Raw genomic sequence first — 25,983 nt, forward strand, 5'->3', positions numbered from 1 at the left:
GGCTTTTTCTTTGATCGCTACTTCTTGGCGTTCGGGAAGAAGAGTTGCTCACCACCAATTTGGTAACTTGCAATCACATCTTGACCGTTCTTGGAGATGAGCCAATCAATAAATGCTTGCCCCTCAGCTTTTTTCACGTGAGGAAACTTCGTTGGATTCACAAGCATTACGCCATATTGGTTGAAAAGTTTGGGGTCACCTTGCACGAGGATTGTTAAATCACCGCGATTCTTGAAGCTCAGCCAAGTAGCTCTGTCTGCCAGGATGTAGCCATTCATAGCAGAAGCGGTGTTCAGAGCGGGGCCCATACCAGAGCCAGTTTCTTTATACCAAGAGGTGCCAGGCGCCACAGTAATGCCAGCACCTTTCCAGTAGCGCAGTTCTGCAGCATGTGTGCCACTCTTGTCGCCACGAGAGATAAAAGGAGCTTGCGCAATAGAGATTTTCTGTAAGGCTGCTTGGATATCTTTGCCACCACCGACTTTTGCGGGGTCTGACTTAGGTCCAATCAGCACAAAGTCGTTGTACATCACCTCATATCTTTTAGTGGAGTAGCCCTCCTCAATAAACTTTTCTTCAGCCGGCTTATCGTGCACGAACACAACATCGGCATCGCCGCGGCGCCCAATATCGAGAGCCTGACCAGTACCTACCGCAACAACTTTGACTGTAATCCCCGTTTTCATCTGAAAGATTGGGAGAATGAATTCAAATAGCCCGGATTGTTCGGTGGAAGTGGTAGATGAAACCACAATGCTTTTCTCTTGGGAGGCGGCTGGGAAAGCGAAGAAGCTCAGATTAACTAGAGCAATCACAATCAAACGAATGGAAATCAATCTCATTAAATACTTTCAGGCTGTTTTAATATTAAATAGGTCTGTTCTGGGTACTTATTGCTTAGTTTAAGCCTACTTGGCTTGATATAAACTGAAGCTAAGTTATTTGCCTGAAATCACATTGCGCCTATTTATCTTCTCCCTCTTTTTGCTTGTATCACAGAGTGTTTTTGCTCAACAGGCTATCGTTGCAGTTGCTGCCAATATGAAAGATGCTTTTGGCGAGATTAATACAGCATTTAAGTCTGAAGGCAACCGTGATGTACGCGTCGTATATGGCTCCTCTGGAAACTTCACGGCACAGATTATGAATGGCGCACCATTTAACTTATTGATTTCTGCAGATGGACATTTTCCGATTGAATTGTATAGACAAGGGAAGTCGATTGATGAAGGTGTTGTGTACGCTATTGGCCAATTGGTAATCATCTCTAAAAATTCTGCTGGCATACGGCTATCAGACAGCAAGACTGAGCTTATTAAGGCAATTAACAAAGCCAATAAGATCGCCATTGCTAAGCCTGACTTAGCCCCCTATGGAAAAGCCGCTATTGAGTATCTGAAGGCAGAAGGGCTTTGGAATATTGCAAAAGACAAATTGATCTATGCGGACAATGTTGGTATTGCAACGATGTATGTGGTAACAGGCGCCGCGGATTTAGGTTTCACCGCCATCTCTTTGGCCAAGTCTGCGGAGGTCTCTAAGGAGACCAATTTCATGCTCGTTGATAGCAAACTCTATGAGCCAATTAAGCAGAGAATGGTTTTAATGAAAGGCGCCCCCCAAGAGGCCCTGAGTTTTTATCGCTTCATGCAAAGTGCTCAGGCTAAATCGATTCTCCAGAAGTACGGTTACAGCACACCTTAATCCCCCTTTTTACCCTTATCCTTTTTGCGTTGGATCAAGCTGCTAAGGCTCTCATTGGCTCATTATTGCCAGGTGGAGGAGGGTTCCCCACGAATGATATTCATTCTCATTTGGGGATATAATTCCCTTACAATTCACCTAGAAAATCATATTGAATGAATTTGGACCAAGTCGAACTGGGCAATCTTTACCGAGTTAGCGAGGTAAACGTCCCCAAAGGTGCCCCGCAAATAAAAGGGCAGCTGGAAGATATTGGCTTTTTGCCGGGTGAGCAGGTTACCGTCCTGCGCAAGGGCTTGCTTGGTAAGGGGCCATACATGGTTCGCGTGGGCGCCTCTACTTTTGCTTTACGTCAATCTGAGGCAAGCATGATTGAAGTTGAATCGGTAGCGCATGTCTGAATCTAAAGTTCATTTTTTCTCCAACGAACCCGTCGTTGCATTGCTCGGTAATCCCAACTGCGGTAAAACTGCTCTATTCAATTTGCTGACTGGTAGCCGTCAGAAAGTGGCCAATTATTCTGGTGTCACGGTAGAGCGTAAAGAAGGGCGTCTTGCACTGGAGTCCGGTAAGAATATTCGTATTCTGGATTTGCCTGGCGCATATAGTCTTTATCCAAGATCATTGGATGAGCGTGTTACCTGCAATGTTTTATTAGGTAGGGCAGAGGGCGAGAAGCGCCCCGATTTAGTTGTCTGTGTATTGAGTGCCATAAACTTGCGCCGTAATCTGCGCTTAGTCTTGGCTGCCAAGCGCTTGGGTTTACCCTGCGTAGTTGTCCTGAACATGTTGGATCTCGCAAAACGTCAAGGCTTGCATATTAATACCACTGCACTCTCGCGTGAGTTGGGGTTGCCAGTAGTCACTACTATTGGTATTCAGGCGAATGGTGCTGATGATCTTAAACATTTCTTATCGGATTTGGATTGGCGTAACTTGGGCGCGTTACAAACGGGCACGAGTGATGCAACCCTGGAAAATGTCGCCTCTCACATTGCCCATACAGAATCTGACAATGTTCAGGTCCAGAAAATTCTACAGAACCTCAAGCTAGATCAAATCATGCCTGATCACTTAAGCGATCGCTTGGATGGCATCTTGCTCCATCCCTTTTTTGGCCTGCTCATTTTGCTTGGCCTATTGTTTTTCATTTTCCAGGCGGTATTTAGTTGGGCAACTTTCCCGATGGAGATCATTAAGACTGTGATTGAGTTCTTAGGTGCTCAAATTACTGAGCTATTGCCTGACAATTGGGTACGCAGTTTATTGATCAACGGTATTTTGGCTGGACTGGGTGGCGTTGTCATCTTCTTACCCCAAATCTTGATCCTCTTCTTTTTTATCCTCTTGCTAGAGGAGTCTGGCTATCTGCCCAGAGCTGCCTATTTGCTGGATCGGGTGATGGGATCAGTCGGACTCTCTGGTCGCTCATTTATTCCTCTGCTATCGAGCTTTGCATGTGCCATACCCGGCATTATGGCGACCAGAAGTATTTCAAATTCTCGTGATCGCTTGGTAACGATCTTAATTGCACCAATGATGACTTGCTCAGCCCGTTTGCCTGTGTATGCCTTATTGATCTCTGCTTTTATTCCAGAGAGAAAGCTTTGGGCGAGCATTGATTTGCAGGGCTTAGTTTTATTCCTACTGTATCTAGCAGGCATTTTGGGCGCAATGGGGGTTGCTTGGATTCTGAAGCGCTTCACCAGCGAGCAGTTTCGGATGAATACCCTGATGATGGAGTTACCTAGCTATCACTTACCACGCCTGGGTAATTTAGCTATTAGCTTATGGCAGCGCGCAGAGATTTTCATGCGTCGCGTGGGCGGCATTATTCTGATCATGACGGTTGCGCTATGGGCTCTATCCAGCTTTCCACTTTCGCCTGAAGGTGCGACAGGATCGCCCATTCAATATAGCTTTGCCGGCATGATAGGGCAGGCATTAGCGCATGTATTCTCGCCCATTGGATTTAATTGGCAGATCAGTATTGCTTTAGTTCCAGGTATGGCGGCGCGTGAAGTAGTGGTGAGTTCCCTGGCTACTGTCTATGCCTTATCAAGCTCTAGTGCCGATGCAGCAGAAGCGCTCATTCCACTAATCTCCTCAGGGTGGTCTTTAGCTACTGCACTTTCATTATTGGCTTGGTTTGTATTTGCACCACAGTGTTTATCGACCATTGCTGCAGTGAAGCGGGAAACGGGGGGCTGGAAGATTCCCATCATCATGCTAAGTTACTTATTTGGCTTAGCCTATTTGGCTTCGTTCATTACGTACAGTATTGCAGTTTCGCTTGGTCTTGGCTGACCCCTTTTTGAGAACTAATATGCAATTCATTTGCCGTGCGCTTTTATTCATTTTTATCGTCGTCGTGCCGACCGTGTCTATGGCTGTCTTGCAAGATGAGATTCAGGTGTACGACGATGAGATCAATGCTAAAGGCGAATCTAGTCTTGAATTGCACGTCAACAGCACCCCTCGTGGAGTCCAAACGCCAAGCTATCCGGGTGAAGTGATGAATAACAATGGTGTGCGTGTCACGCCAGAATTGGCCTATGGCCTCGGCCACGATTTAGAGGCTGGCTTGTATATCTCTTACGTGAACTATGACAATAAGTTTCAGTATGCTGCGACAAAATTGCGCATGAAGTGGCTGCCCATTCGAGAAGATAAAGGAGATGATTTTTTTGCTGGCGCCAATTTAGAATTGTCTAATGTACAGCCGCAATTTGATGAGTCAAGATACAACGGCGAGATACGTTTTATTGTTGGCAAGCACTTTGATGAGTGGTTATTTTCATTTAACCCAATCATTGATATGCCACTCTCGCAACCCTATGTCCATCAGTCGCCTTATTACTCATCGGCTACACGTCTATCTCGTGAGGTTATCCCTGACTTAGCTTTGGGGGTTGAATACTACTCTAATTTAAATCAACTAGGTCAGCCGATTAATTATCAAAATACCCAGCAGTTGGGATTCTTGATGATGTACTACGATGGGAAGCCAGTTTCCTTTCAGGCTGGAGTGGGTAAGGGTTTCTCAAATAGTACAGATTCCCTAACCCTAAAGGCGATTTTTTCTATTCCGCTAAATTAAGAATCAATCTGCTTTGATGTTGGCATCCTTAATCACTTTGCCCCACATGCTTAATTCTCTTTGGATGCGCTTCGCTGATTCAGCAGGCGTAAGGTAGTTGACGTAGACACCAGCAGCCAGCATGCGTTCTTGTACATCTGGGCGCTGCAAAATCACTTTGATGTCCGCATTGAGTTTGTCGATGATCGGCTTTGGCGTTCCTGCTGGGGCCAAAATTCCGAACATACTCACAACATCAAAGTTCGGTAAGCCTGTGGCCTCAGTCACAGTGGGTACATCAGGTAATTGGCTAACGCGTTTCGCAGTAGTCACTGCTAATGCTCTTAATTGACCCGCCTGAATAAACTGCAACGCCGCTGGGACTGTTTCAGACATACTGAGCACTTGGCCGCCAACCAGGTCTGTCATTGCGGGGCCGCTACCTTTGTATGGCACATGCAAAAGATCTAAGCCCAGTTGCGCACGAAACATTTCCATGGCCAAACGTTGTGGTGCTCCAGCACCCGATGAGGCAAAAGTGAGTTTGCCAGGATTGGCTTTGGCATAAGCAATAAATTCCTTCATATTCTTTACAGGTACAGAAGGGTTCACCACGAACACTAAAGGTACGACACCCACCACTCCTACGGGTGTGAAATCTTTTTCTAAGTTGTATTTAATGCCATCTTTGTTTAAGTCAGTATTGATGGCATGCGATGTCAGTGCGCCCATCAGAAGTGTGTAGCCATCAGCCGGTGATTTAGCAACCAAGTCTGCGCCAATATTGCCGCTGTCCCCAGATCGGTTATCAGGCACCACTTGCTGACCTAAGGATTTGGATAGCTCTTGCGCCATGATGCGACCAATGACATCCGTTGCGCCACCAGGAGGAAAGGGAATCACTAGGCGAACTTGTTTGTCTGGATAGTTCTTAATTGTTGCATTGGTTTGGGCATGGGCATTACTCAAAGCAGTAGTTGCGCATAGTGCAATAAAGAGGGATTTTTGGATTAGTTGTCTCATGTTTTTTTAGTATGGATTGAAAATGCGAGTTTGTATTATCACCAGAATTAAGATTCCTGTGCTAGATCAAGGAATTGTTGATTGCACTAATTACAATGGACCAATGAACCTTGAGTCCCACCAGATCGAGATCATTGGTTATTGCGCTGCATTCTTAACCACGATCGCCTTTTTGCCCCAGGCAATGCAGTCTTGGCGCACCCGGGATTTATCGGGGGTGTCCTTGGGCATGTACTCCCTGTTTACTGCTGGAGTAGGGCTCTGGTTGATTTACGGCCTCATTATTGAGAAGTGGCCCCTGATACTAGCGAATGCTTTGACCTTTGCCTTGGCTTTAAGTATCTTGTTACTCAAATTGCGTCATACTTCTAAACATCAGAAATAGACACCCATCCTCCGCATTTCATTGAAAGGGTTTTATGAGTTCAGCATTTGTGATTGATCCACCAGCAGTGATTTCTCTACCAGTGACTGGCGACACTCGCCGTTTTGCAGTCAATCGTATTTACTGCGTTGGCCGTAACTATGCAGATCATGCGCGTGAGATGGGTCATGATCCAGATCGTGAACCACCATTCTTTTTCATGAAGCCGGCCAACTCTATCGTTAGCGATGGAAAAGATATGCCTTATCCAAACTTATCAAAAGATGTGCATCATGAAATTGAGATGGTTGTCGCTATCGGTAAGGGTGGAGCAAATATTCCCGCTGATAAAGCCCTTGATCATGTTTATGGCTATGGCATCGGTTTGGATATGACCAGACGTGATTTACAAGGTGAAGCGAAGAAGATGGGGCGTCCCTGGGATACAGGCAAGGCTTTTGATCAAGCAGCTCCCTGTGGTGAAATAACTCCGGTAACTCAGTGCGGCCACCCAGCAAAAGGCCTTGTCAAACTTCTAGTGAATGGTGAAGTACGTCAAGAAGGCGACTTAAACCAGTTGATCTGGAATGTGCCTGACACTATTGCCTATCTTTCAACTTTGTTTACATTAGAGTCAGGCGATCTCATCTTCTCTGGTACACCTGCGGGCGTTGGCCCAGTGAAGAAGGGTGATGTACTTGAGGGAAGTGTTGAGGGCTTAGTTAATCTCAAAACCAAAATTCTGTAATTGATATGTCTGCAACGAAGCTGCTACTTAGAACCATTGCTGTAGTTTGTACTGCCGCACTATTGTTGGCTAGTTGTGCAAGCCCAGAGCAGTCAATAGTTAGTACTCCAGCTCCCGTGAGCTTGTATAGCAACGCAGATCCATTAGATTTGCGCTTAAGCAATTGGCCTTATCCATATCCCACTAAGGAATTCAAGACTAGTTTGCAAGGCCAAGCTGCCAGTATGGTTTACATGGATGTGTCGGCCATTGGTAAGCAAAAGGGCGTAGTACTTCTCTTTCATGGCAAGAACTTCTCTAGCGATTATTGGGCTCTTACGATAGGTGGCTTAACTCAAGCAGGATATCGCGTGATTGCCCCAGATCAAATTGGCTTTGGTAAGTCTTCTAAGCCAGATGTGGCATATCACTTCGATGATTTAGCTGCCAATACCAAAGCTTTATTGCAGTCTTTAAATATTAAACAGGTTTCAGTCATTGCAAATTCGATGGGCGGTATGGTTGGCGTTCGTTTTGCCCGCCTGTATCCTAATGCTGTGCAAAAACTTGTCCTTGAAAACCCTTTGGGACTTGAGGATTACAGCAAAGATATCCCGCCGCAGAAAAATGACGATCTGCTCAAGCTAGAAATGGCGCAAACAGAAGCGAGCTATCGTCGTTTCTTGCAAAGCTACTTTCCTAATTGGCAGCCGGGTTATGAAAAGTTTGTAGAGGTATATGTACGCGTGCAAAAAGGGTCTGACTATCCTGCGTACGCTAAGACCTCTGTCCTAACTTATCAAATGATTGCAGAAAAACCCGTCGTCAATGATTTGCCGCTATTAAAGATGCCAGTGTTGTTGGTAATTGGCCAAAAAGATAGGACCGTTTTTGGTCGTCGCTTTGCTCCACCAGAGGCTGTGAAGTCTTTGGGTAATTTCCCTGAGCTTGGCAAAAAAGCACAAGCTGCAATACCCAACGCAAAACTGGTGCCCATAGATGGTGTGGGTCATGTACCTCACGTCGAAGTACCAGATTTATTCGTAAAGACGGTGGTGGAGTTTCTAAACTCTAAGGACTGAGATTCGCCTTAATCCTTGCTCAAAATAGGCTAATTTCGTTCAATCTTGAGCCTCCTGCGCTAGAATTCTCCTATGTATATGTTCCTGCCTTTTCTGACAGCGCTGATCGGACTGTTTTTGGTCTGGTTTGAGAAGCGTCTTGCAGGTTTATTTGTCTTGGCCATCACCGTTGGCATATTAGTTGTCTGGTTCCATTCCCATGCAACTACTCATCTCAATATCAGTCTGTGAGTAAGACTTCCTTTCCCTCCCTAGCTGCGCTTGGTAATCAACTAGCATTGCTCGCTGTGGTTGGTGTCCTGTCGTACGCCTTTATTGATCAGCTCTACTTCGGTGAATTGCCTTGCCCACTCTGTTTAATGCAGCGTATCGGATTTGTGATCATTGGCTTTGCTTTGGTTCTCAATATTCGCTGTGGTTCACATGCTGCCCATTATGGTTGGGGCATTATTGGCGGCCTAGTGGGGATGATGGTTTCATTACGCCAAGTGCTGTTGCATGTTTTGCCCGGTGATAAAGGCTTTGGCGCTACTTTTCTGGAGCTACATTTTTATACTTGGGCCTTTGTAGGTTACATGGGCCTTTTAATGGGCTTTGCAATTTTATTGATGTTGCCGAATCGCGATGTTCGCTCTCGCTCGATGTTTGCCAATGCCTTAGTGATCATCTTTATCTTGTTAGTGGCAGGAAATTTGATCTCTACCTTATTCGAGTGTGGTGTTGGCCCCTGCGCCGATGATCCAGTGCGATATGAGGGTTGGCTCTGGTTGCGCAATCGATTTGGTTTTTAATAGGCGGTAATGACCTTATTTTTAAGGCTAACCAAGAGCATTTTAGTTCTCGGCTTATTGTGGTTTGCTACTGCTCACGCACAATTCAATAATAAAGCGGATACCTCTTGGCCCAAGCAAGCTATCCGCATCATTGTCAGCTTTCCCCCAGGCGGTGCGCCTGATATCTTGGCGCGAGTCTTGGCTGAACACTGGCAACAAAATCTTGGTGTGCCAGTACTTGTAGAAAATCGTCCCGGTTACGGCGGCAACATTGGCGCCGATCTCGTAGCTAAAAGTGATCCTGATGGCTATACCTTATTGATTGGAACTGTGGGCATTCATGCGATCAATAGTGCGCTTTATGAAAAAATGCCTTTTGATCCGGTGAAGGACTTCACGTCCATTAGTTTCTTGGCGAGCACTCCTAATGTATTGGTTGTGAGCAAGCAGTTGGGTGTTAGCAATGTTCATGAGTTAATTGAGCTTGCAAAAGCCAAGCCAAATCAACTTACTTTTGGATCATCGGGGGTTGGCACTTCTTTGCATATGTCTGGCGAGCTTTTTAAAGAAATGGCGGGGATTCAGATTCGACATATTCCCTACAAGGGCCGTGCTCAGTCCTTGCCAGATTTAGTGAGCGGACGGATTTCGATGCTCTTTGATAATTTATCCTCTTCATTGCCCTTGATTAAAGCAGGGGAAGTGCAAGCCTTAGGAGTGACAAGCTTAAAGCGCTCTCATGCCGCCCCAGAAATTCCCACATTAGCCGAGCAAGGGTTGCCTGGTTTTGAAGCTGTTTCTTGGTTTTCTTTAATGGCCCCAGCAAATTTGCCAACCGCTATTCAAAGACGGCTCAATCAATTGACTAAGAGGGCGCTCTACAACCCAGATGTGAAAAGTAGGCTCTTGGCGGGCGGTTTAGATCCATCCCCTGGCAGCCCACAGGAGCTTTCTAAATTGATTGCAGCAGAGTCTCGCAAGTGGAGTAAAGTCATTCAGCAGTCTGGCGCCAAAGTAGAGCCCTAAATTCTCTTTTCCTGTCAGCCTATGTCTATTTAGCGCGTTATAAGGGTAAGAAACAGCTTAGTCGTTGCGACCCCAGTAGATTTGATTGAAGCCTAAGAAATTACACCCTATTCATCGACCAAATTGCTTAAATTTTCAGCATTAGACTTCTCTAAATTCGGCTTGATCATTTCTGTTCTTGGCATTCTTCTTTTGGCGGGATGCGCAACTCAGAATCAACAAATCAAGATGAACCAGTCTAAGGATCTATTCAAGAATGGTGATATGCAGAGCACTGCAGCAACCATTCAGAGTGTTTTTAAAGATAAAAATACACTCTATTACCTGGAGTTGGGTGAGGTTCAGCGACTGCAGGGCGCTAGTCAAATTCCAAATAGTACGCAAAACTTATTAATAGCAGATCAATTGGTGGAGCAATGGGAAGTCACGACAAGGGATAAGCTCAAGCGCTCATTTACCGACATGAGTTCTTATATCCTGTCAGAGGGATTTAGCGGTAATTATGATCCGAAGCCCTATGAGGTAAGCCTCTTAAGTCAGACCATTGCATTAAATCATCTGGCGCAAGGTCGCTGGAATGATGCTATGGTCGAAGCAAAAAAAATGGCTCAACGAGAAAAGGTGATTGAGGAGCTCATACAAAGTAAGGTGGCTGCGGTCTCTAAAGTAGAGCAAGAGCAACAAAATAATCAAAGCACCAGAGGCGCCACTAGTCGTATCCAAGATATCAATGGCTATCCCGTTGATTTACTGGACGATGATGAAACGCGTAATCTAAAAAATTCCTATCAAAATCCTGCGGCGTATTATTTATCTGGCTTTATTCATGAATCGCAAGGGGAGGCCAGCTTGGCGGCCCCAGGATACCGCCTTGCAATTGAACTGCGCCCATCAGTGAATTTTTTCAAGACTAGTATTGCAAAGCTAGATTCCAATATTGCCAACCAAGGCAAAAAAAGTCTTGCAGATACTCTCATCATGATTGATACAGGCTATATCCCAAAAATTAGCCCCCATCAAATTAGTCAGTCGATTACCTTTGGGGGGAATTCAAAATTAGTAACCCTCACTTTCCCTGTTATAGAAAAATCAAGCGATCGTTTCACGCCTTATTTCGTGCAACTTGGTGATCGCATCGCTAACCCAGAATTGGTGAGCAATATTGATGCTATGGCAAGGAAGAATTTGAAGGACGAGATGCCAGGCTATGTTCTCAGGGCAAGCTCGAGAGCCCTTGTGTCACTAGCAGCACAATATGCAGCTGATCAAGCTGCGCAACAAGCGGCCAGAAGAAATAACCAAAATAACCAAAACAACCAGAACAACCAAAACAATACCGCCGCCATTATTGGTGCTATCGCAGGAATGATCACTGGCTATGGCCTGCAAGCGATCAATGTGACGGACGTGCGTCATTGGTCAACCTTGCCGGCTCAAACCTATATGGCCAGAATGGGCTTGCCGATTGGGCCCACCGTTCTCAAATTTACCCTACCAAACGGAGTTATCCAAAGCCAAACAGTAAATCTAGTGGGTGGCTACAACGTAGTCTACATTCGTATGTTCAGAAATAAAGCAACGGTCTTGATTTCCAATGATCCGGCAGCGCTTCCTCCTAAGTCACAGGTAATTGCATCACCTGCTATTGAAGAGGCCAAGCCTAAAGAGAGTAGCTTTACTGGATTAAAGAAAATACTTGGGTTTGAGGGTACAAAGCCAGAAGAGTTAACTGCGCCGGTAGAGGCTGTATCCCAAGCCGCACCCCCAGCTACAAGCCCCACGCCTAGTCCCGCAAGCGTTAATATGGAAGGGTTGAAGCCTTATGAGCCACCCAGCCTTCTCAACAGCCTTCAGCAGCTTTTTAATTAAGAAAGACCCAGAATGAAAAAATACCTATTGATCTTATTGGCAGCAATTGCATTGGTTGCCTGCAGCTCAACGCCTTCCATGAAGGAGATGACGGTACGTATGGGTGACACAGACAGTATTCAGATTACTGATATGCGCAGTTTGATGCGCAATGGTGTACTGACAGCGCAGGTCACGATTCAGAATGACAGTACATCCAACTTAGTTTCCTACCGCTTCAAGTGGATTGGAAAAAATGGCATGGCGGTGACCGATGAAGAGGCTTGGAAGCCGGTAACTATTGCTAAAGGTCAGTCGACCGTTATCATGGGTATTGCGCCAACACCAGATGCCACTGACTTTCGATTCGAGTTAAATCAATATAAGTAAACCTCAGAGTAAACCTTATTAATTAAAAAATGATTATGAAAATTCACACTAAAACTATCTACTTATCCGCATTTGCAATGTCTGTACTTTTATTGACAGCTTGCTCAGGACCGCAAGTGCGCTATGGCGATGCCAAGGCTGTTGAGACTATCAATGCCAATTACGGTTCAACTGATCTGCAAATGATTGCTGAAGCCATGACGAGATCGCTCCTTCAATCAAAAGCCATCTCTGGAAGTAAGGATGCACCGATCGTGACTTTGGCCGACGTGAAAAACAAGACCTCTGAATACATAGATACGCGTGTGATTACCGACAAGATCCGGACGCAATTGATGAAGAGTGGCCAGGTACGTTTTGCAGTGAGCATTACCGAAATGCAAAACCAAACCGATGAGTTAAAACGTCAGAATCAATCGGGCCTGTACAAGAACAGTGCCATTGCTAAAACTGGCAATATGCAGGGCGCCCAGTACCGTATTGAAGGCTCAATTGCTTCTATCGTGAAAAATACTAAAGACGTAAAGGATGTTTACTATGTCTTTAACTTAAATCTCATCAATAATGAATCAGGTCTGCTTGAGTGGGCTGATGAAAAAGAGATTCGTAAGACTGCAACTCGCTAACTAAGGATGTCAATTAATGCAATTGCTTAAAAAATCGTTTCTAGTTTGTGCGGGCTTTGGGCTGGTCTTATTGACTGGCTGCGCCTCTAAGCCACCTGTAGCAGTTCCAGAGCAGGCGATTGTTGGAAGGGTTCCGGCTGATCCGCCTAAAAATCCAGTGATTGATGCTGAGGTTCTAAAGGCGGAATCCAAGTCAATTGCAGTAACGGATATTTACTTTAAAAAAGAAGGTAAGAACTTAGTCTTCATTGAAGAGACTCGTCATAAGACTAATAACAATGTCACTTCAACCATCACCCCTAAGACAATTGAGGTCGATGCAGATAAGGCTGATGCTTCTGCTTTAACTGGTGGAGCCAATTCTGCACAATTTCCAGTGAAGTTCACTAACTTGGCGGATCCAAAGTTAACTGCCTCAGGGGCTACTCCTCCTGCAGTAGTGACCCCTACAGATCCTCAAACATCGAGCAATAGCTCTGATTCTGAAACCCAAACTTCTAAGAAGTCTGGTTATGAGAGCAAGATGGAATATGGCGAGTTGCGCTACTTAGCAAACCCCATACGGGGCTTGTTAATTCAATCTGGCTACAAGGTAGTCCAGGCAAAGCCGACAGTAGCGATGCCCAATCAAGGTGATGAGTACTTTGATATCGTTAAACGCATTAAGGCTGGTGATTTTACAGATGCCAACTATGTGCTCTATGGTGTGTTGGCAGAAGTATCAATAACCGATAACGTAGACGATATCCCGGGCACTAAATCTAGCGCCCAACAAGTGATCTTAGAAGTGGTGGTCGACTTTAATGTGGTTGACACCCAAACCAATCAGATCGTTGCTTCATTTATTGCCTCCGGTGATGGCAAAGAAGTGCGCATTGATGGCAAAGACAATAGCTTTAAGCCTAGCATGGCAAAACTGATGAAGTTGGCTTCTTTGGATTTGGCGGAAGATGTTCGCAAAAACTTAGCGGCACAAAACTTTATTACCAATAATCCAGGATCTGCTGGTTACGAGCGCAATCTCAAGCGCCGTCTAGACGACGATGCTTCTACTCTTAAGGTTTATAAGTAAGGAGCAATTAAGCAGCAATTAAGCAGCAAGTAGGCGGACTGCTATACCTCAAGCGGCGGATGCGTTTTTTCATAGCGCTCCGCTGTTTTTCTAAAGAGGTAGAGTAAAAGACACGCCGCCAAGCCAAGGCTGATGCTGTTCCCAGCCCAGAAACCATTAGCACCTTGTAAGAAGGTGGGCACATTGCCAAAAACATTGAAGCCCATGAGGTAGCCGCCACCAAGGCCAACGCCCCACAATGATCCTGCGTAGATGAGCATTGGCCAAAAGGCAATACGATAGGCACGCAAAATAAATGCCGCAGTGATTTGTAGGGCATCAAAGACTTGGTAGAACGCAATAAACAAAAAGAGTGGAATCGAAAAGGCCCTCACTTCTGCTGGCGGATCATATAAATCCAATAACTGCATTCTGAAAACCCAGACTGCGATACCAATCGTGATACACGTAGCGGTTGTAAAGACCACTGAGGACCAACCAATTTCTTCGGCGCGCTCTGGCTTGTTAGCCCCAATTGATTGCGATACCAATGTCATGGTTGCAATCGAAAGGGAGAGTGGCACCATATAAATTACGGTACCCATGTTGGCCACAATTTGATGCCCTGCAAGCGCAGTAGTTCCTAAGCGCGCAATGAAGAGTGACATAAAGGTAAATGAAGTGACCTCAATTAAGTAGCTAAAGCCAATTGGCGCACCAAGTTTTAACAATATCCAAATTCGATGCCAATCAGGCAGACTGAAACGTGCAAAGATCGCAAAAGGTTTATAGAAGCGATCAAACATTACAAAGCCTAGAGTTAAGAGCATCCAAGTCCAGTTAATGATCACAGTAGCTACTGCGCATCCTGGGCCGCCCATGCCTTCAATCCCAAACCCGCCATAAATAAAGAGTAGGTTCAAAGGTAGCTTGAGGCCTAGGCCAATGAGTTGAGCGATAGTAATGATGGCGGGGCGAGAGACGGCATTGTGTAAGGCCATTAATACGCGCATCACCATGCTGGCAGGTAATCCAATTGCCAGGATATTGAGATACAACTTTGCCTTGTCTTCGATATCCGGGCTCAGGTGAGAAATCTCGAGCACATGATCTGCATTGGTCAAAATCAAACAGCCAAGAATAGTCAGGCCAAGTGCAAGCCAAGTAGCTTGTCTGACCTCTTCGCCGATTTCGGAATAGCGTTTAGCGCCAAAGAGTTGTCCAGCAATTGGTGCAAGAGCAGACACCACGCCGGTGAGACCAACATAAATACTGATGAATATTGCTGAGGCCATCGCCAGGGCGGCAAGGTCCTCGGCAGAGTAGCGTGCTGTCATGGCGGTATCTAATACGCCAAAGGTAATGACTGCCAATTGACCAATGAGTAAGGGGCCGGCAAGCTTGAGTAAGGCGGGAATATCCTCGCGCAGGCGCGATAGTTTGAAGTGCAGCACTATTTATTCCGGAATAACTTCGTAAAGACGCAGGCGCTCATCGCGGTCAGCAGCGCGACGATCTTCCCAAAGTAAATGCAGTTTTTTATTATTCAATTTGGCATAAGCTTTAGCTTCGGATTGGTTGTGAGTCAACATCCAGGGGCAGTCAGAGTCATCGCGTAGAGAAAGTGTAGTGAAGTAGCTAAAAGAGGCAAGCTGGGAATCACCAATATTGCTGGTGTTAATGCAGCCAGCCCCAGCTGGAACTACCTGAGCTAAACGAGCCGATACCTGGCGATAGGTTTTGGCATAGTTAATGGTTGGCAACCATAGGGTCATCAATAAAACCCACATCAAAGTTGTGCCAGATGCCGAGATGATAAGGCAGCGCCAGATTTCTTTAGGGGCCCGAGAGGTTCTCCAGCGCACAACTGCAAGCCATAAACCAGTAATGATGAGCGCTATCACAAAAGCAAACCAATTAAATTGAAATGTAAAGCCAGGTAAAAGTCTAGCCAGGTTTGCGGCAGTCGATTCTGGGTAGCCGGTCACTTTTGCCAGCCAAATAATCCAAATGGCGATAGCAATGATGGTGAAGCTGAACATTGCGAACCAATCAATAAAGCTAATCAGGCTGCGTTTTAAAACAGGCAGACTAAAGGCGGCAATGATTGCAAGACTTGGAATCAAAATCATCAAGTCATGCTCATTCGCCTCTGAGCGAAACAAGACATAAATGAAGCTACCAATAAATAAACTAAGGGGAATACAAAGATGTGGAGCGCGCCATGCGCCAGCCTTCTTCGCTCTGCCCCAGTGAGCAAGTGAGATGATTGCTAGTGGCCAAACAGGCCACGCATAGGCCCAGAAGTTGATGCTTAAGAAGCCCAATGATTCAATTGAGGGAGTAGCTTTCATTTCCGGAAGATTCCGCCAGCCTTCTTCGGCAATGTGACGCCAATAAACCGGAAGATCTGCCAGGTACCAAATCATGGGCCAAATCGCAAATCCAATAAGACCCAGCACAGTACTAGTAAACGTCCAACGAAAACGTAGCTTCGCATTGCTCGCTAAAACGGCGATGATAGTTGAACTAACAATGATTAAGCTTAGGGTGAGATTGCTAGAGAGCGCAACAATGGCAATCCCAAGACCAGTCCAGAGACCGCCTTGCCATGGTTTATCGAGACCGCGTACTGTGCCGTAGAGTACGATGCTGATGCCCATGAGTTGCGCCATCATCGGCGTGGTTTCGTGGGCGCGTTGAGCTAAACCAACGCAAGCCAGGAAGATGAGGAGTGCACCGTCTGCCAAGGTCATGCCGTAACTCTTTAAATCAGGCTGCCCACCAACAGCAAGTGCCATTGGCTGGACTTCACGACGGCGACCTAAGAGATAGGTGGCATACCAAATCGCTAAGGCAGCAGAGAAAAAGCAAACGGCAGAGTAAAGGCGAGCTGCATTAGCGGCGCCAATGAGCCAGCCAAACAAATCAATAAAGGTGGCGCCAATCCAGTAGGGCAGCGGTGCGCCCAGCGAAACATCGCGACCAGCTAAGTGCGGAACTATCCAGTCGATTGAATTGCCACGAAATAAGGTCCACATACCGCCAAAGCCGATGGCATCTTCATTCTTCCAGGGATCACGAAAGAACAGGCCCACAAAACCATAAACCAAAGTCAGCGCAAAAATAATAATGCGCGGAATCGATTTAGTAGCGGCGGCAGTAAGTTTGACCATGAGCTCTATTTAAGTAAAAACAAGCAATAAAAAAGGCAGCAAACGCTGCCTTGATTATCTCGCAGAGCAGGTATTTCAAATACCCTGCGAATTGAAGTGATTTAAGCCTTCTTCTTAGCTGGCTTTTCAGCAGCTTTAGCTTCTGCAGCAGCAGCTTTTTTCTCAGCTGTTTTAGCAGCGCCATCACCGGTAGCTTTAGCAACAGCCTTAGTACCGAATTTCTGACGGAATTTCTCAACACGACCGGCCGTATCCATGATTTTTTGGGTGCCAGTGTAGAAAGGGTGTGACTCAGATGAAGTCTCAATCTTTGCCAATGGATATTCATTGCCATCTTCCCACTTGATTTTCTCTTTAGTGGACATGGTGGAGCGAGTCTTAAAGCTGAAGTTGTTTGAAACGTCTACAAAGACGATTTCACGATATTCGGGGTGAATGCCAGGTTTCATTTTGAGTCCTATGAGCGGGTAGCCGTTTAAGTTAAAACAACCTAAATACTTTCCCAAGTTAAAAGCAGTAAAGGCGAAATTATGCCATGAAATCAACAACAAAGCTCACTTTTGGGGTCTAAAAGGGGCTAAATGGCCCCCGGGACGCCTAAATTAGCCTCCGCGACGCATTAGATCGAAGAATTCACCGTTGTTTTTAGTCGATTTGAGCTTATCTACGATGAAGTTCATTGCTTCAATATCGTCCATATCAGCCAGCAATTTGCGCAATACCCAGATCTTCTGGAGGTTCTCAGCTTTAACCAGAAGCTCCTCACGACGAGTGCCAGACTTATTAAGGTTGATTGATGGGTAAACGCGACGCTCAGCCAAGCGACGCTCCAGGTGAACCTCCATATTGCCAGTTCCCTTGAATTCCTCGTAAATAAGGTCATCCATACGACTACCCGTTTCAATCAAGGCAGTAGCAATGATGGTTAATGAGCCGCCTTCTTCAATATTACGAGCAGCACCAAAGAAACGTTTTGGACGTTGCAAAGCGTTTGCATCCACACCGCCAGAGAGTACTTTGCCTGATGAGGGAACAACCGTGTTGTAGGCGCGAGCAAGACGGGTAATCGAGTCAAGCAAGATGATTACATCTTTACCCATTTCTACTAAACGTTTCGCTTTTTCAATCACCATCTCAGCAACTTGAACGTGACGCACTGCTGGCTCATCAAAAGTGGAGGCCACAACTTCACCGCGAACGGAGCGTTGCATTTCAGTAACTTCTTCAGGGCGCTCATCAACGAGCAAGACGATCAAAATGGCTTCAGGATTATTGGCTGCAATTGCGTGTGCAATGTGCTGCATCATTACAGTCTTACCAGACTTCGGTGATGCCACGATCAGACCACGTTGGCCGTAACCAATCGGGGAGATCATATCGATAATGCGGCCAGTCAAATTTTCTTCGGCCTTGATATCTCGCTCTAGGCTAATCACACGGTTTGGATGCAATGGCGTTAAGTTTTCAAACATGATGCGGTTTTTGAGGGCTTCTGGAGCCAAACCGTTGATCTTGTCTACTTTTACTAACGCAAAGTAACGCTCACCATCTTTAGGGGTGCGCACTTCGCCTTCAACGCTGTCGCCAGTATGTAAGTTAAAGCGGCGAATCTGCGCGGGGGAGATATAAATGTCGTCAGGAGAAGCCATATAAGAGGCTTCAGGGGAACGCAAGAACCCAAAGCCGTCGGGTAAAACTTCCAAAGTACCGTCACCAAATACTGTTTCACCAGCCTTCGCACGTTTTTTGAGAATGGCGAACATCAATTCTTGTTTGCGCATCCGTTGGGTGTTTTCAATCTCCAGGCTGGCTGCCATTTCAAGCAGGGCGGATACGTGGAGGACTTTAAGTTCAGTTAATTGCATGTGGTTCTCAGGTGTTGATAAAGATAAAAATGAATAAGGGAAATTTGTTTTGGGATATAGCCGCGCTGATTTAGATCACGCAGATGTGGAAAAACAGAATTTTGGGAATTTGCTTAAGAAAGGGGAGGGGATAAATTGCTGGAAATGAACGCTGTTGTGAAAGCGCTGAACTACTCTTAGATGTAATACTACACTAAAAAACGGGCCTTACAAGTACTTGATGCATGTAAAAACCACAGGCTCAGGGTGTGAACCTGTGGTTTGAGACTATTTACAGATGACTATCAATAAAGGCAGACAGCTGAGATTTGGCCAAAGCGCCTACTTTTTGAGCAGCTACAGTGCCATTTTTAAATAGGATCAAGGTCGGAATACCGCGAATGTTGAATTGGGCTGGAACACCTTGGTTCTCATCCACATTCATTTTTGCGATCTGTAATTTTTCGCCATATTCGCCAGCGAGTTCTTCTAGGATTGGCCCGATCATTTTGCAAGGACCACACCATTCAGCCCAGAAGTCGAGCAGAACAGGTTTATCGGACTTGAGGACGTCTTGTTCGAAAGAAGCGTCAGTTACATGTTTAATGCCGGCACTCATGAAAATTCCTTATTTAGACTTATTTAGCGAGTTATTTAATTATGGCGTTACAACGCTTATATTAGCAATAAGCAGAACGTTCTGCTCAAAATAGATAAATTACTCCATTAATGCCTCAGCCTTTCCCCACTATTGCAAAGCAAAAGCATCCGCTTGATTGGAGCATTACGCCCAATAGCCAAGCGCTGACCGAGCTGGCTAAAGGTATTTGGGATTGTGCAGTGCAAACCAATCAACGCCCTTTGGTGCTGCTGAGTACTGCTGGTCCACTCATTGGGGTAAGAGCAGCCTTAGAACAACACCGACCAAAAGATCTGCCTAGCAAGATTGCCTTCTTGCCGCAAGTCATTAGTTTTGCTGATTGGTTAGAAGCAGCGCCAGGTGCATGGAAGTTTCCGAAAAAACAAAGCGATCTAGAAAGATGGTTATCGGTCTATATCAATCTGCGCAAACATCCCAAGCTCAAAGCTTGGTTTAAAGCAGAGAGCAATTCGGGTGCGTGGGGATTGGCTCAAGCAGTTATTGATGCATGTGATGCCTTGTCTGAATTAGTGGTGCCCCAGTTGCAAGACGAGCTCAATACCTTATTAGAGGCGCACTCGCTAGATGCTCAAGCTTGGCTTAAAAAAGTGGAGCTTGTACTAGATCAGGCAGTTGCAAAAGCTTACGTAGGTCTCTCGCGTAATATCGTAGATGAAGAGTCTGCGGTCCTCTTAACATTCTGGCGCTACCTCACCAGCATTGGCGATCCTATTATTCGTAAGCATTTGGCCATGGCTACTCACCTGCAAGCAGCAAAAGAAAATGCAAAAAATAGTCCAGGCACAGCACGCCCATTTATCTGGGTGCAAACTGCAGACCCAAAGCCTGTAGATCAGGAGTTAATCGATAGCTACCTACGTGAGTACGCTCAATATGCGACAGTAGTACGCGTCAGTCTTGATTGGCAAACCGTTGCTTTATGGCCAGAGGCGCTTTGCGGGCAAGACGCCGAGGGCGAAATCGTTATTGCAGATACATCAGAAGAACAGCAGGTTGAGCGCAATATCAACTCAAGTCGTCATGAAGGCTGGCGCTTGCTAGCAGCAAGACGTTTTGAGGAGTTGGCATGGGTAGCGGCAAAATCAATCGAGTCGCATTTAGTCGATAAGAAGAAAAATATTGCGCTAGTAGCGCAAGATCGTTTGGCAGCACGCCGTGCACGTGCACTTCTAAGCCGCCTTGGGAATTCTCTTCGTATCCGTGATGAAACGGGTTGGAAGTTATCAACTACAAGAGCGGCAGCAGCATTTGATAGTTTGCTGGAGTTGATCCGTGCGCCTAAGGAAGGTCCTAGTGCGAACGTCTTACTCGAGTTTTTGCAAAACCCTTATTTTGATTTAGCGCGCAGCCTGCAAAATAGCCCCCAGGTTTGTGTTGACCTCATTACGCAGCTCGAAGATATCTTGCTTGCTAGTCAAGCAAAGTCTGGCTGGGAAACATTTATTGCTGCAATTGATAAAGCTAATGGATATGCCAGTACGCATGGCGGTTCACCAAATGAGCAGTTCATAAAATTAATCCAGTTTGCTAAAAAGCTGCATTTAGCTTGGCAGTCACCGCTTCTTGAATGCTCAAGTGCCTATGCCCAGCTTCAAAATAGCCTTGAGGAGGCTGGCATGGCTCAGCGACTTGAGAAAGATGCTGCCGGTAAGCAGCTTTTAGAGGTTCTTAAACGCTTCGATCTGAGTGGTGGGCCATACAAAGATCTGAAGATGCGATTACCAGAGTGGTTGAGTCTTCTCAAAACGGTGATCGAAGAAGCTGCTTATGAGGAGGCCGGCAAAGAAGCAGAGGCTACTTTGAGTATTTTGCCTCTCAGTTCAACACGCCTACGTGGATTTGATGCTGTAGTTGTCATAGGTTGCGATGAGCAACAATTGCCAGCATTTTCTGAGCCACCATTGTTTTTTTCGGATGCGCTCAATCGTTATCTAAAGTCATCGACTATTACTGCGCAATACATTCAACAAGCTCGAGATCTTTCTCAGCTATTAGTAACCTGTAAGAGCGTAGATTTAATTTGGCAAAGCAAGAGTAAAAGTGGTGAACCCTTAAGGCCATCTGCTTGGATTCAACGCTTACAAGTCGTGCTCAAAAAGAAAATTCCATGGGAAGTGGTGGAAGTAAAACTCAAGCCATTTGAAGGACAATCACAGCCTATTCAAAAATCGGTAAGTATTCCAGATCTAGATTTGAGAATCCCAACTACGGTTTCGCCAAGTGCCTATAAGGCTTTGAGAGATTGTCCTTATCGTTACTACGTAAGTAATTTATTGGGTTTGCGTAAGGTAAAAGAATTCGAAGAGGGCTTTGATGCCTCTTTGGCTGGCCAGACTTTGCATGCCCTATTGAGAAACTTTTTTCAGGCACTTAAAACGGAAGAAAAAAAATCGCACTCAACTATTCATGGCGGTTCGGATGCAAGACGTCAATGGATGATTGAGCATCTCATGAAGTTTTCTGACAAAGAATTCGAGAAGCTAATTGCTGGTGATGCCAGAATATTGGGAACTTTACGGGATTGGCAAAAACAGATACCCAGTTTTGTCGATTGGCAACTAAAGCGTGAGAATGAAGGTTGGCGCTACCATGATGCTGAGTTGTCTGTTGGTTTTACTTTGTCGATTACCGATCCCAACGGAATCAAGCAAGATATCCGGATTGCCGGGCGTGCTGATCGATTTGATATTCATGAGTCCGATGCCAGTGCAGCTGCGGTGATCGACTATAAAAACCAGAAGATAAAGAAAATTACTCAACGTGCAGAGAATATTCTGGATGATCCACAGTTATTGATTTATGCCAGGGGCGCAACCGAGAACCCTGTTGAAGCTCGCATTCCTGGGCGAGAGGTAGAGCAGGCCGAATGGGTCACTCTGAGAGCTGACGTGAAGGACGCAGAAAAGATTGTTCGAGTTCATCCAGTTGAGGATATGCCTGCAGTAATGGCGGAATTTTCCGAACAGGTAGTTAATGACTTGAATGATTTATGGGCGCGCAAACCCATGAAGGCATTCGCCCCCGATAGCGTATGTCAATACTGTGAAGCAAGAGGCGTTTGCAGAAAGGGAATGTGGTGAGCGATAAGTTAGAAACCGCCATAGCCTGCAATCCCGCTGAATCGGTAATTGTTTCCGCTTGCGCTGGAAGTGGCAAAACATGGCTATTGGTATCACGCATGATTCGTTTGCTACTAGCCGGCGCAAAACCACAGCAAATCTTGGCACTGACATTTACTCGCAAAGCTGCGCAGGAGATGCGCGATCGCCTTTATAAATTGCTAGAGGAGTTTTCTACCTGCGATGATGCTACCTTGATCAGTGAGTTGGTAGAGCGAGGTTTAGATGGAAAAGATGCCATTGCATTACTCCCACAGGCAAGAGCGCTGTACTTAAATGTATTAGCAAGCCCGCAGGCAGTTGTTATAGACACTTTCCATCGCTGGTTTGGCCGCCTATTGGGGGCTGCGCCTGTATCTGCGGAGGTTCAGCCAGGCTTTAGCTTGCGTGAGGATGCCAAGCGCTTGCAAGAAGAATGTATGGCGGATTGGTGGGGCGATTTACCTGATGATCTACAAAAGCACTACGACGTTTTGTTGGAAGAGTTTGGTGCGGTAGAGACTCAAAAATTCTTGATGGGTAACTATAGTCTTTTCAAGCAAAGAGGCGCATGGACATTTTTCCAAGAGTCTTGCAAGAAACAGCACATTAAACCGATTGAGTGCTTAGAAAGAATACTGCCGCATTTGGGAACCTTAAACCCCCTTGAGGCACTTTGGAGGCAACCCCAGACAAAAACGAATTTAGAGTTTCTCTATAAATGTTTTTGCAACGGAACTCCAACCCAAATAGGAAGCACCCCCTATATTGAGGAGGTCATCAAGGACCATATGGCAGGTGGATCCGTGATGGATATTGCTGATCAATGGGAGACATACTTTTTTACCCAAAAACGTACTCCATTAACTACTATTGCAAAGCCCTCCGTTCCTATGACTAAGTACATCAAGAGTATCGGTGGGGATCCTGATGAATTTACTGCGATTTGTCAGGGGTGGGTAGATGCCTATGAAGCCCTATTTGCGTGGCAGGGCGAGCATTTGATGCATATCTTAAATGATGCATGGTTTGCTATGAGTGAAGCAATGCTTGCTCATATGGAAAAAACTAAAGAAGCCATGCGCGTTCGGGACTTTGATGATTTAGAAATTGGCGTAAGCCAATTAATGGCGAGCCCCGATAATGCTGCCTATCTACAGGCCAGATTAGATGCTAGATATAAACATATTCTGATTGATGAGTTTCAGGATACCAATCCACTACAGTGGCAGATTTTGCGCGCTTGGTTAGCGGGATATGGCGATGATGGCTCAATGCCAAGCATTTTTATCGTGGGCGATCCAAAGCAATCGATTTATCGCTTCCGCCGTGCGGACCCAAGATTATTTGAGAGTGCCCGCATATTTTTAGAGACTAAGCTTAAGGCTAAAGCCCAAAATAAAAATACGACACGCCGTAATGCGCTTGCTATAAATGAAGCAGTGAATAAGATTTTCTTGGCAGGGCCTTTGCCTGATACCTATCGGTATACAAAACAGGAAACTGCCTGGAAACCTTTGTTAGAAGGCATTTCAGAGCACGACTACGCTGCAACTGGTGAAGCTTACCTATTGCCTTTGATAGAGCGCAAAGATCCGTCGATAGTAGAGCGAAATGGTACGGCGTTTGATGGCCCTATTGAGGATGCCGAGAGCACTACAAGTGTTCAGCAACGCTATGAAGAAGGGGAAGTCGTTGCTCGTTTGATTCATCACATCATAGCTACTCGCAAAGTGATGGATAAAAAAGATGGAAAAAACTTCTGGCGTGAGGCTAGGGGGAGCGATTTCATTTTATTGGTGAAGCGACGCCAATTTTTACCCCAATATGAAAAGGCTTTGCGTGATGCAGGCCTTGCTTATGACAGTTCGCGCTTAGGTGGTTTGTTAAATACTCTTGAGATCGATGATCTGATTGCGTTGTTAACGGTATTAGTTTCGCCAAGACATGATTTGCCTTTAGCGCAAGTATTGCGTAGTCCTATTTTTAGTTTTACTGAAGAGCAAATGCAAGAGCTCCGTAAGAGCATGGCTGACGGATTTTCATCATGGTGGGATGCTTTGCAGGCTAGCCAGAATCCACCAATACAAAAGGCTGCGCGGTATTTAGAACATTGGCGTGGTCTGGGCGAGGTATTGCCTGTGCATGACTTGTTAGATTTGATTTATCACGAGAGTAATTTACGAGTGAGTTACGCCATTTCTGCGCATGATCTAGCTCGTGCACAGGTGTTAGCTAATTTAGACGCCTTTTTAGAGCTCGCTTTAAATCAGGATGGTGGACGCTATCCTAGTTTGAGTCGCTTTATTGATGAAATGAATGCGATGCGGCGTGGTGATGATGATGAAACGCCGGATGAGGGAGATGTAGAAGCGGAAACTGAGACTGATACTGATGATGATATTGGCGAGGTAGATCTAGATAGTGAGATGTCAGATGAGGAGCGGCATCGACGTGTGCGCTTAATGACAATTCATGGTGCAAAGGGATTGGAGGCGCCGTTTGTTTTCATCCTTGATGCCAATAATACGGAGTGGAAAGCGCCGCACCGAGGGGTGTTGTTAGATTGGCCACCAGAGCAGAATAGTCCAACCCATCTTTCTATGTATACCGCTAAAACTCTAACAGGCGAACGTAGCGTGGTATTTAAAAAAGAGGGTGAAGTCAGTCAGAATGAAAACTGGAATTTGCTCTATGTGGCAATGACCAGATCTAAACAAGGCTTATGGATTAGCGGTGTCGCAGCGAAGTCAAAATCTGGAATTAAAGAGCGCTCTTGGTATGGCAGGGCCTTGGCAGCAGGTATACCTACATTAGATATTGATGCACTCAACCTTCCAAGTGTTGCAATAGATACAAAAGAGATTGAAGTTGAGCGTGGCAGCATGCCATTTAAGATTGATCACTTTCAAGTTGAGTGGGGTAGTGCAATCACTACCCATCAAGAGCATCTTGCCAAGATTGAGAGTGGTGCATTAGCTCAAGAGTTGAGGGCGAAAGCTTTGGAGCAAGCAAAAGAAGAGCCGGATCCAGAAACCTTAGAAGAGGGTACAAACTTCCACAAGCTGCTCGAGTTCATTACCCCAGACTCCGCCAATCAAAACAAGCCAGCTATGCCAAGTGAGCAAGAGCTCATGAACTGGCTTGGTGTTGATCAGGGGGGCGCAAACAAACTTATTGCACACGTCCAAAAAGTACTCACAACCCCAAAGTTAAAATACTATCTGACCTCAGGCGAGTGGGTGCAGGCTTGGAATGAGTTGGATATCGCTAGTGAACAAGGCAAGAGCTACCGCATGGATAGATTGGTTGAGTTTGATGATCACTTGGCCATCATCGATTACAAGCTCACCATCCCAGAAGTAGGTGGTGAGAAGTATGAAAAGTATCGCAAGCAGTTACAGGGCTACCAGGCTGAACTCACGCGCATCAGAAAAGACAAAACAAACAAGGCTTACTTGATTTCATCTAAGGGCGAGATGGTTGAGGTGAAGTAAGGCATAAAGCGCTA

Annotated in this window: 23 protein-coding genes; 16 read left to right on the forward strand and 7 right to left on the reverse strand. The window is 45.7% G+C overall.

Features of this window, described 5'->3' with window-relative positions; translation table 11 throughout:
* Positions 1 to 17: 17 nt before the first annotated feature.
* The gene (locus tag AOC07_RS03180) at positions 18 to 842 is read right to left on the reverse strand and encodes a substrate-binding domain-containing protein (protein WP_215358131.1); all 825 of its coding nucleotides are present in this window, start codon (positions 840 to 842) and stop codon (positions 18 to 20) included.
* Positions 843 to 942: 100 nt separating this feature from the next.
* Here AOC07_RS03180 and modA point away from each other — a divergent pair, with 100 nt between their 5' ends.
* From modA to AOC07_RS03200, 4 genes are all read left to right on the forward strand, one after another.
* Positions 943 to 1,704 carry a molybdate ABC transporter substrate-binding protein gene (gene modA, locus AOC07_RS03185; protein ID WP_251371717.1) on the forward strand — a complete coding sequence of 254 codons (762 nt, stop codon included), beginning with the start codon at positions 943 to 945 and terminating at the stop codon, positions 1,702 to 1,704.
* A 155-nt stretch (positions 1,705 to 1,859) separates the two neighbouring features.
* Positions 1,860 to 2,105 (forward strand): FeoA family protein, encoded by a 246-nt coding sequence (locus tag AOC07_RS03190; protein WP_215358132.1) that lies wholly within the window; start codon positions 1,860 to 1,862, stop codon positions 2,103 to 2,105.
* A complete protein-coding gene (locus AOC07_RS03195) occupies positions 2,098 to 4,011 on the forward strand; it encodes a ferrous iron transporter B (protein WP_215358133.1) in 1,914 nt (637 codons plus the stop codon). The genes AOC07_RS03190 and AOC07_RS03195 overlap by 8 nt, the downstream gene beginning before the upstream one ends.
* A gap of 19 nt (positions 4,012 to 4,030) precedes the next feature.
* On the forward strand, positions 4,031 to 4,804 hold the full coding sequence (locus AOC07_RS03200; RefSeq protein ID WP_215358134.1) for a hypothetical protein: 774 nt from the start codon (positions 4,031 to 4,033) through the stop codon (positions 4,802 to 4,804).
* 3 nt (positions 4,805 to 4,807) lie between these two features.
* Here AOC07_RS03200 and AOC07_RS03205 read toward each other — a convergent pair whose 3' ends face one another.
* Entirely contained in the window at positions 4,808 to 5,806 is a 999-nt protein-coding gene (locus AOC07_RS03205; RefSeq protein WP_215358135.1) for a tripartite tricarboxylate transporter substrate binding protein, read from the reverse strand.
* A gap of 103 nt (positions 5,807 to 5,909) precedes the next feature.
* Here AOC07_RS03205 and AOC07_RS03210 point away from each other — a divergent pair, with 103 nt between their 5' ends.
* From AOC07_RS03210 to AOC07_RS03255, 10 genes are all read left to right on the forward strand, one after another.
* The gene (locus tag AOC07_RS03210; RefSeq protein WP_215358136.1) at positions 5,910 to 6,191 is read left to right on the forward strand and encodes a SemiSWEET transporter; all 282 of its coding nucleotides are present in this window, start codon (positions 5,910 to 5,912) and stop codon (positions 6,189 to 6,191) included.
* 34 nt (positions 6,192 to 6,225) lie between these two features.
* Positions 6,226 to 6,918 carry a fumarylacetoacetate hydrolase family protein gene (locus AOC07_RS03215; protein ID WP_215358137.1) on the forward strand — a complete coding sequence of 231 codons (693 nt, stop codon included), beginning with the start codon at positions 6,226 to 6,228 and terminating at the stop codon, positions 6,916 to 6,918.
* Between the two features lie 5 nt (positions 6,919 to 6,923).
* Positions 6,924 to 7,979 carry an alpha/beta fold hydrolase gene (locus AOC07_RS03220; protein ID WP_215358138.1) on the forward strand — a complete coding sequence of 352 codons (1,056 nt, stop codon included), beginning with the start codon at positions 6,924 to 6,926 and terminating at the stop codon, positions 7,977 to 7,979.
* 78 nt (positions 7,980 to 8,057) lie between these two features.
* Positions 8,058 to 8,210: a DUF5993 family protein gene (locus AOC07_RS03225; protein ID WP_215358139.1), complete on the forward strand. Its 153-nt coding sequence runs from the start codon at positions 8,058 to 8,060 to the stop codon at positions 8,208 to 8,210.
* On the forward strand, positions 8,207 to 8,770 hold the full coding sequence (locus AOC07_RS03230) for a disulfide bond formation protein B (RefSeq protein WP_215293962.1): 564 nt from the start codon (positions 8,207 to 8,209) through the stop codon (positions 8,768 to 8,770). The genes AOC07_RS03225 and AOC07_RS03230 overlap by 4 nt, the downstream gene beginning before the upstream one ends.
* Positions 8,771 to 8,779: 9 nt before the next feature.
* On the forward strand, positions 8,780 to 9,778 hold the full coding sequence (locus AOC07_RS03235; protein WP_215358140.1) for a tripartite tricarboxylate transporter substrate binding protein: 999 nt from the start codon (positions 8,780 to 8,782) through the stop codon (positions 9,776 to 9,778).
* Between the two features lie 228 nt (positions 9,779 to 10,006).
* Positions 10,007 to 11,647, forward strand: a complete 1,641-nt coding sequence (locus AOC07_RS03240; RefSeq protein WP_251371718.1) for a hypothetical protein — start codon at positions 10,007 to 10,009, stop codon at positions 11,645 to 11,647.
* A gap of 12 nt (positions 11,648 to 11,659) precedes the next feature.
* Positions 11,660 to 12,016, forward strand: coding sequence for a YcfL family protein (locus tag AOC07_RS03245; RefSeq protein WP_215293964.1), 357 nt, complete (start codon positions 11,660 to 11,662; stop codon positions 12,014 to 12,016).
* A 35-nt stretch (positions 12,017 to 12,051) separates the two neighbouring features.
* Positions 12,052 to 12,642 carry a penicillin-binding protein activator LpoB gene (lpoB, locus tag AOC07_RS03250; protein ID WP_215358141.1) on the forward strand — a complete coding sequence of 197 codons (591 nt, stop codon included), beginning with the start codon at positions 12,052 to 12,054 and terminating at the stop codon, positions 12,640 to 12,642.
* 16 nt (positions 12,643 to 12,658) lie between these two features.
* Positions 12,659 to 13,714 (forward strand): hypothetical protein, encoded by a 1,056-nt coding sequence (locus AOC07_RS03255; RefSeq protein WP_215293965.1) that lies wholly within the window; start codon positions 12,659 to 12,661, stop codon positions 13,712 to 13,714.
* Between the two features lie 41 nt (positions 13,715 to 13,755).
* Here AOC07_RS03255 and AOC07_RS03260 read toward each other — a convergent pair whose 3' ends face one another.
* The 5 genes from AOC07_RS03260 to trxA form a co-directional block, all read right to left on the reverse strand.
* A complete protein-coding gene (locus tag AOC07_RS03260) occupies positions 13,756 to 15,147 on the reverse strand; it encodes an MATE family efflux transporter (protein ID WP_215358142.1) in 1,392 nt (463 codons plus the stop codon).
* Between the two features lie 3 nt (positions 15,148 to 15,150).
* Entirely contained in the window at positions 15,151 to 16,869 is a 1,719-nt protein-coding gene (locus AOC07_RS03265) for a glycosyltransferase family 39 protein (RefSeq protein WP_215293967.1), read from the reverse strand.
* A gap of 101 nt (positions 16,870 to 16,970) precedes the next feature.
* Positions 16,971 to 17,318 carry a type B 50S ribosomal protein L31 gene (locus AOC07_RS03270; protein WP_215293968.1) on the reverse strand — a complete coding sequence of 116 codons (348 nt, stop codon included), beginning with the start codon at positions 17,316 to 17,318 and terminating at the stop codon, positions 16,971 to 16,973.
* Positions 17,319 to 17,471: 153 nt separating this feature from the next.
* Positions 17,472 to 18,734 carry a transcription termination factor Rho gene (gene rho, locus AOC07_RS03275; protein ID WP_011903147.1) on the reverse strand — a complete coding sequence of 421 codons (1,263 nt, stop codon included), beginning with the start codon at positions 18,732 to 18,734 and terminating at the stop codon, positions 17,472 to 17,474.
* A gap of 271 nt (positions 18,735 to 19,005) precedes the next feature.
* Complete coding sequence (gene trxA, locus AOC07_RS03280) at positions 19,006 to 19,332, reverse strand: thioredoxin TrxA (protein WP_215293969.1); 327 nt, start codon at positions 19,330 to 19,332, stop codon at positions 19,006 to 19,008.
* Positions 19,333 to 19,442: 110 nt separating this feature from the next.
* Between trxA and AOC07_RS03285 the strand changes: the two genes are divergently transcribed.
* Together AOC07_RS03285 and AOC07_RS03290 are read left to right on the forward strand one after the other, a co-directional pair.
* Positions 19,443 to 22,454, forward strand: a complete 3,012-nt coding sequence (locus tag AOC07_RS03285) for a PD-(D/E)XK nuclease family protein (RefSeq protein ID WP_215358143.1) — start codon at positions 19,443 to 19,445, stop codon at positions 22,452 to 22,454.
* Entirely contained in the window at positions 22,451 to 25,969 is a 3,519-nt protein-coding gene (locus AOC07_RS03290) for an exodeoxyribonuclease V subunit beta (RefSeq protein ID WP_251371719.1), read from the forward strand. Before AOC07_RS03285 ends, AOC07_RS03290 begins: the two co-directional genes overlap by 4 nt.
* The last annotated feature ends 14 nt before the right edge of the window (positions 25,970 to 25,983 follow it).

Origin of the sequence: Polynucleobacter sp. UB-Raua-W9, from assembly GCF_018687435.1 — a bacterium.
In the GTDB taxonomy this organism is placed as follows: domain Bacteria; phylum Pseudomonadota; class Gammaproteobacteria; order Burkholderiales; family Burkholderiaceae; genus Polynucleobacter.